The organism is Mogibacterium pumilum (assembly GCF_002243385.1).
Classification (GTDB): Bacteria; Bacillota; Clostridia; order Peptostreptococcales; family Anaerovoracaceae; genus Mogibacterium; species Mogibacterium pumilum.
Genome location: NZ_CP016199.1, coordinates 1233256 through 1239488, shown reverse-complemented (window position 1 = coordinate 1239488; position 6233 = coordinate 1233256). Strand labels below are relative to the sequence as shown.

The window sequence follows — 6233 nt, the reverse complement described above, 5'->3', positions numbered from 1 at the left end:
CTCTTCTGATCAGGCGCCTTAAAACATATCCTCTTCCTTCGTTACTCGGCATAATTCCGTCAGCAATCATAAACACCATGGAACGAAGGTGATCAGTAATGATTCTCAAGCTTACATCATGCTGTTCGTTTCCAGCCTGGTAAGCGACACCTGCCATCTGCACAACTGAATCAAGAATCTTCCTGATAGTATCTATATCAAAAATTGAATCAACATCCTGCATTATGCAAGCGAGCCTTTCCAGGCCCATTCCCGTATCGATATTAGGATGTGCTAGGTTTGAATATGAACCGTCCTCTTCCTTTGAGAACTGTGAGAACACGTGGTTCCAAAACTCAATATATCTGTCACATTCACATCCAGGCTTACAATCAGGATTATCGCATCCAAAAGCTTCTCCACGATCGTAATAAATCTCTGAACACGGTCCGCATGGACCTAGTCCGATTTCCCAGAAATTGTCATCCTTACCAAGTCTAACGATCTTCTCTTTAGGCATACCAAGTTTAAGCCAAATATCATAAGCTTCATCATCATCCTGGTATACAGTTGCCCAAAGTCTATCTGTAGGCATATTAAGATGCTTAGTTATAAATTCCCATCCCCAAGTTAGAGACTCTTCCTTGAAATAATCACCAAAACTAAAGTTACCTAACATCTCAAAAAATGTACCATGACGTGATGTTTTTCCAACATTATCAATATCTCCAGTTCTGATACACTTCTGGCATGTAGTCATTCTCTTTGACGGAGGTGTTTCTACTCCTGCAAAATATGCCTTTAGTGGTGCCATACCAGAATTAATAATAAGTAAACTTTTATCGTTTTTAGGAATCAGCGATGCACTTCCCGCTGCATAGTGACCCTTACTAACATAGAAATCACGGAATAAATCTCTTATTTCATTAAGACCAAGTTTTTCCATTTAAAAATATTCTCCCTTTATATACAATGCTTATATTTTATACTGAAACCGCGATATTCACAAGTAATAAGCATATGAAGAATAGCAATTAATCAACAATTTCTATGCATTCAAGCTGACTTTTCACTTCACGTCTAATATCTGCAAGAAATTCTTTACGAAGTTCTGACTGTTCAAGTGATTCTTCCGGTGTTAGACCTTCATTCTTACTCTTATGAGCTAGCTCATTAATTCTGTCAATTTTCTCTTTTTCCATTATTATTCCCCTTTGGAATTATTCTAATTAGATAAACATGTCATACCCGCATAGCGAGTATGACATGTACTTAATATAGTCAAATTATTTATGACCCTTACTTCTCTTTACGAGATCTTCATATCGTGATTCAGCCTGATTAGCAGCTTCTTCAAATAGCTTCTTAGCTCTTTCTGAATTCGCTTGTTCTAGAGCTCTATATCTAACCTCTCCATCTAAAAACTCCTTGTAATCAAGGGTTGGCTTCTTGCTATCGAGAGTAAAAGGATTTCCACCATTCTCCTTAACTTTTCTTGGATCGAATCTGAAGAGGTTCCAGTAACCAGACTGAACAGCTTTCTTCATTTCGTTCATAGAGCAGTTCATACCAGCTCTAATACCATGATTGATGCATGGTGAATATGCGATTACGATAGATGGACCATCGTACGCTTCTGCTTCTTTGAGGGCTGTTAATGTCTGTGTAGGATTTGCACCCATTGCAACATGTGCTACATATACATAACCATAAGCCATAGCAATTTCTGCAAGATTTTTCTTGCCTATAGCTTTACCAGCAGAAGCAAACTGTGCGATAGCACCAGCTGGCGTAGCCTTAGATGCTTGCCCACCAGTGTTTGAATAAACTTCTGTATCAAAGACAAGTATATTGACATTCTCACCAGAAGCGATTACATGATCAAGACCACCATATCCGATATCATAAGCCCATCCGTCTCCACCGAATATCCAAATTGATGGCTTTGGAAGCAAGTCGGTGTTATTCAGAACGAATTTAGCATCTGCGTCATCACTGCCTTTACAAGCTTCAATCAGCTTCTTTGCAGCTACTTCTGCACCACGGCTATCCTCCATCGAATCAAGCCATTCAAAAGCAGCCTCATGGTAAGCTTTCTTATCTGCAAGTCTCTTAACGGCAGATTTCATTTCCTGACGGCGAGTATTCATTGATACAGCCATTCCAAGTCCAAATTCAGCATTATCCTCAAATAATGAGTTAGACCAAGCCGGTCCCCTTCCTTCACGATTTATAGTGTAAGGAGTACTTGGTGCACTTCCACCCCAAATCGAAGAACAACCTGTGGCGTTTGCAATGAACATTCTATCACCGAACAGCTGAGTAACAAGTCTTGCATATGGAGTCTCTCCACAACCTGGGCACGCACCCGAGAACTCGAGTAGGGGCTTAATAAAGCTTACATTACGAGGAGTATCAACATTTCTATCTAGTAAATCCTCATTTGCATGGTCATTGGCATAGTCAAACACTCTCTGTTGTTCAATTGACCTTTTATCTTCGTAAGGTATCATCTTGAGCGCCTTCTCATTAGCTGGGCAGACCTGAACACATGATCCACAGCCTGTACAGTTAACCGTAGAGATGGATATCATAAACTTATAATCTGGGTCAGCCTTAGACTGGAGTGTAGATGCATTTGTAGCTTTAGCATCCGTATCACTTAATGCAAACGCCCTGATAACTGCATGTGGACATGAGTATGCACAAAGGTTGCACTGAATACAATTATCAGCAATCCATAGCGGCACGTCTATTGCTATTCCACGCTTTTCGTATGCTGCTGTTCCTGCCGGAATCATCCCATCTGCGACATCAAGGAACTTGGATGTTGGAATTTCATCACCCTTCATAGCTGCATCAGTAGTTAAAATATCGTTCAGATACTTATCGAGATCAGCTCTATCTGAATGAAGTTGTACTCTAGTATTAGCAACAGTAACATCCTTCCAGCTTTCAGGAACTTCAACCCTATGAACATGAGTAACACCAGCGTCTACTGCATTACAGTTCATGTTAACGATATCTTCACCCTTACTCATGTAGCTCTTCTTGATTGCAGACTTCATATAATCAACTGCTAAATCAATAGGCATTACGTTAGCAAGCTTAAAGAATGCAGCCTGTAGAACTGTGTTTGTTCTTCTTGAACCGAGCCCCACTTGGTTAGCAAGTTTAACGGCATCGCAGGTATAGAACTCAATGTTATTTTCGGCAATATACTTCTTTGCAGCAGCTGAAAGATATGTTTCTAGCTCTTCGTCTGTCCAACTGCAGTTAAGCAGGAATTTACCACCCGGGTTTACATCCTGAACAATATCGTACTTGTGCATATACGATGCACTGTGACAAGCGATAAAATCAGCTGAATTTACATAGTACGTTGAACGGATAGGCTCATCCCCAAATCTAAGATGAGAAATCGTTATTCCACCAGATTTCTTCGAATCATATTGGAAATATGCCTGAACGTATTTATCAGTATGGTCTCCAATAATCTTTACGCTATTTTTATTAGCTCCAACAGTACCATCTGCACCCAAGCCCCAGAATTTACATGCAACTGTTCCTTTTGCTGAAACAATTGGATTAGTTGTTCTTTCAAGCGAAAGATTAGTAACATCATCTATAATGGAAATTGTGAATTCCTTTTTAGGCTTATCTGCCACCATGTTGTCGTAAACTGCGATGATATCTCCAGGTTGTGTATCTTTAGAGCCAATACCATAACGTCCCCTCGTTAATCTAACATTAATATCATCGGAATCTGTAAGAGCAGATACAACATCAAGATAAAGTGGTTCTCCGCTTGAACCTGGTTCTTTTGTCCTATCTAAGACAGCAATATTCTTTACAGTCTTTGGTATTTCCTGCAACAAGTACTTGCTCGAAAACGGTCTAAATAGTCTTACCTTAATCAGTCCAACTTTTCTGCCATTGTTATTTAGATAGTCAACAACTTCAGCCGCCGTTTCACAGACTGATCCCATTGCAATAATCACATCAGTCGCATCTTTAGCACCATAATAATTAAATGGCTTATAATCAGTACCAATCTTCTCATTTACCTGATCCATAACACCTTTAATTACATCTACAGACTCATCATAGAATACATTTCTAGCTTCATTATGCTGAAAAAAAGTCTCTGGTTGCTCTGCTGATCCCATCAGATGAGGATGACATGGGTTGTTGGCATGTTTCTTAAATCTGTCAACAGCATCATAATCTAACATCTCATCAAGTGTATCGTAATCCCAAACCTCAATCTTTTGCTGTTCGTGGCTAGTTCTAAATCCATCAAAGAAGTGGACAATAGGCATGCTCGCCTTGATAGAAGCAAGATGTGATACAGCTGCTAAATCCATAACCTCCTGTGGACTGTTTGCAGCAATCATACCCACACCAGTTGCTCTTGCTGCCATTACATCAGAATGGTCTCCAAAAATAGATAATGCATGCGTTGATACGGCTCTTGCGGCTACATGGAAAACACCCGGTAAGCGTTCTCCAGCAATCTTATACATATTTGGAATCATCAGAAGAAGTCCTTGCGAAGCTGTATAAGTGCTAGTGAGAGCTCCTGCATTAAGTGCACCGTGAACTGCTCCAGCAGCTCCACCCTCAGACTGCATCTCTACGACGTGAACCTTCTCACCAAATAAGTTCTTTCTATCGGCGGAAGCCCATTTATCGATTACCTCTGCCATCACTGACGATGGGGTAATTGGGTAAATCGCCGAAACTTCAGAAAAAGCGTAAGCAACATGAGCTGCAGCCGTATTGCCATCCATAGTCTTCTTAATCCTTTTTACGTTACTCATTATTAAATGCCCTTACTTTCGTTTACCTATAGCATATTGAACAGTCAATACAACGGTTATAGTTTATCACGCTTTAATAGTGCATTCAATGAAATTGAAGCGTATGGAACTTGTATTTTATGCAGTTATAGATTCTAAAATTTTTTGAATTTCAAGCATTTTTACAGCCATATATACGATGGTCTCTTTATTAGTAGGCGGAGAGGTAATGCTAGAAAAAACGAAGTTATATACAGTCAACTCATTAACACCGTTAACTCTATCTCGACACATAGCCCACTGTGCTTTTATAAAACATCGAATGGCCTTTTCAACCGCTTCAGGAGATACGTTGAATTTTTCTGCAACATCTCTATATATCTCTCCTGCTACGATAACATCTTGATTAAAAAAAAGTTTCTTGCAAAGTATAACTGCTTCAATCAGATATTTAGCTCCCATGCCTTCTGTCATAAAAACAGAACTATTAAAAACACCTCTAAGAATGTGGTCATCTAGCAGTTGACTAAAATTAGCCCTATCCCCATAATTCCATTTAATTATATTTTTAATTTCAGCGTATAGAACCCTAAGTTTTATATCGCCTATGCAATTAATAAATGTGCTATCTGATTTTAAACATGAAGCGACAAGTGCAGCTATCTCATCGTTTACACTTATAGCTAAAGAATCATCATTGTCATTAGAATAAAATCTTTTTACTGGAATTAGTTTGTCATTCATTTAAATCACCCTTCCTTCATCTTTAACGCCCACACATAAACATTAAACAGTAATCATATTTTTTAACTTTTCAAATGTAGCCTCTCCAATTCCCTTTACTTGTTTTAAATCCTCAATTTTTGAAAATCTATGGTCTTTTCGATAATCAATAATCCTCTGGGCAATTGCGTCACCCACCCCTGGAAGTTCCATTAGCTTTGACTTATCTGCTAAATTAATATTGATTATTCCGACATTAATCGTATTATCGTCAGTGTCTTTACCTATATCACCACCTCCATTGCTCGGTATTACCACCTTTTGGCCATCTTGAACGAACTCTGCCTGATTGATAGCATCCAGATTAGCATCGTCTTTTAACCCACCTGCCTTTTCAATCAGTTCGAAAACTCTTGTTTTCTTCTTGACCTTGTAAACTCCAGGAGAATTAACTGCTCCACTTATGTCGATGTAAAACTCATCTGCAGCTTCAGACTGATCTTTGGCTTTAACTTTTTCAGCCCTGTTAAGCTTAATAGTATCGGTATTGTTGGATCTTATATGTATTCCAATAGCTCCAATAAGAATAACTAGCACCAACGCAACCTTATACTTAAGCTTTCTATCCTTTGCAAATTGAAATTTAATACAATCGATAATATGATTTATCAGGTCATTATTTGTTTTTTTCATACATTACCCCTTCCGAGGGTAGATTCAACTACATAA

Annotated in this window: 5 protein-coding genes; all 5 read right to left on the bottom strand. The window is 38.8% G+C overall.

Translation table 11 applies throughout. The features are described 5' to 3' along the window. Window positions 1–925 (bottom strand): alanine--tRNA ligase-related protein (locus AXF17_RS09540; protein ID WP_237049015.1); only part of this gene is annotated, 925 nt, incomplete at its 3' end. An 88-nt stretch (window positions 926–1013) separates the two neighbouring features. Then, complete coding sequence (locus AXF17_RS05925) at window positions 1014–1181, bottom strand: DUF896 domain-containing protein (protein WP_207651540.1); 168 nt, start codon at window positions 1179–1181, stop codon at window positions 1014–1016. Window positions 1182–1265: 84 nt separating this feature from the next. Continuing rightward, complete coding sequence (nifJ, locus tag AXF17_RS05920; protein WP_237049014.1) at window positions 1266–4802, bottom strand: pyruvate:ferredoxin (flavodoxin) oxidoreductase; 3537 nt, start codon at window positions 4800–4802, stop codon at window positions 1266–1268. A gap of 117 nt (window positions 4803–4919) precedes the next feature. Further along, a complete protein-coding gene (locus tag AXF17_RS05915; RefSeq protein WP_094234228.1) occupies window positions 4920–5525 on the bottom strand; it encodes a sporulation initiation factor Spo0A C-terminal domain-containing protein in 606 nt (201 codons plus the stop codon). A 42-nt stretch (window positions 5526–5567) separates the two neighbouring features. Beyond that, entirely contained in the window at window positions 5568–6197 is a 630-nt protein-coding gene (locus AXF17_RS05910) for a ComEA family DNA-binding protein (protein ID WP_094234227.1), read from the bottom strand. Between the last annotated feature and the right edge of the window lie 36 nt (window positions 6198–6233).

Bases quoted from the DNA above. Each gene is read 5' to 3' on its own strand.
- AXF17_RS05925 (WP_207651540.1), bottom strand. From the start codon at position 1,181: ATGGAAAAAGAGAAAATTGACAGAATTAATGAGCTAGCTCATAAGAGT.
- nifJ (WP_237049014.1), bottom strand. From the start codon at position 4,802: ATGAGTAACGTAAAAAGGATTAAGAAGACTATGGATGGCAATACGGCT.
- AXF17_RS05915 (WP_094234228.1), bottom strand. From the start codon at position 5,525: ATGAATGACAAACTAATTCCAGTAAAAAGATTTTATTCTAATGACAAT.
- AXF17_RS05910 (WP_094234227.1), bottom strand. From the start codon at position 6,197: ATGAAAAAAACAAATAATGACCTGATAAATCATATTATCGATTGTATT.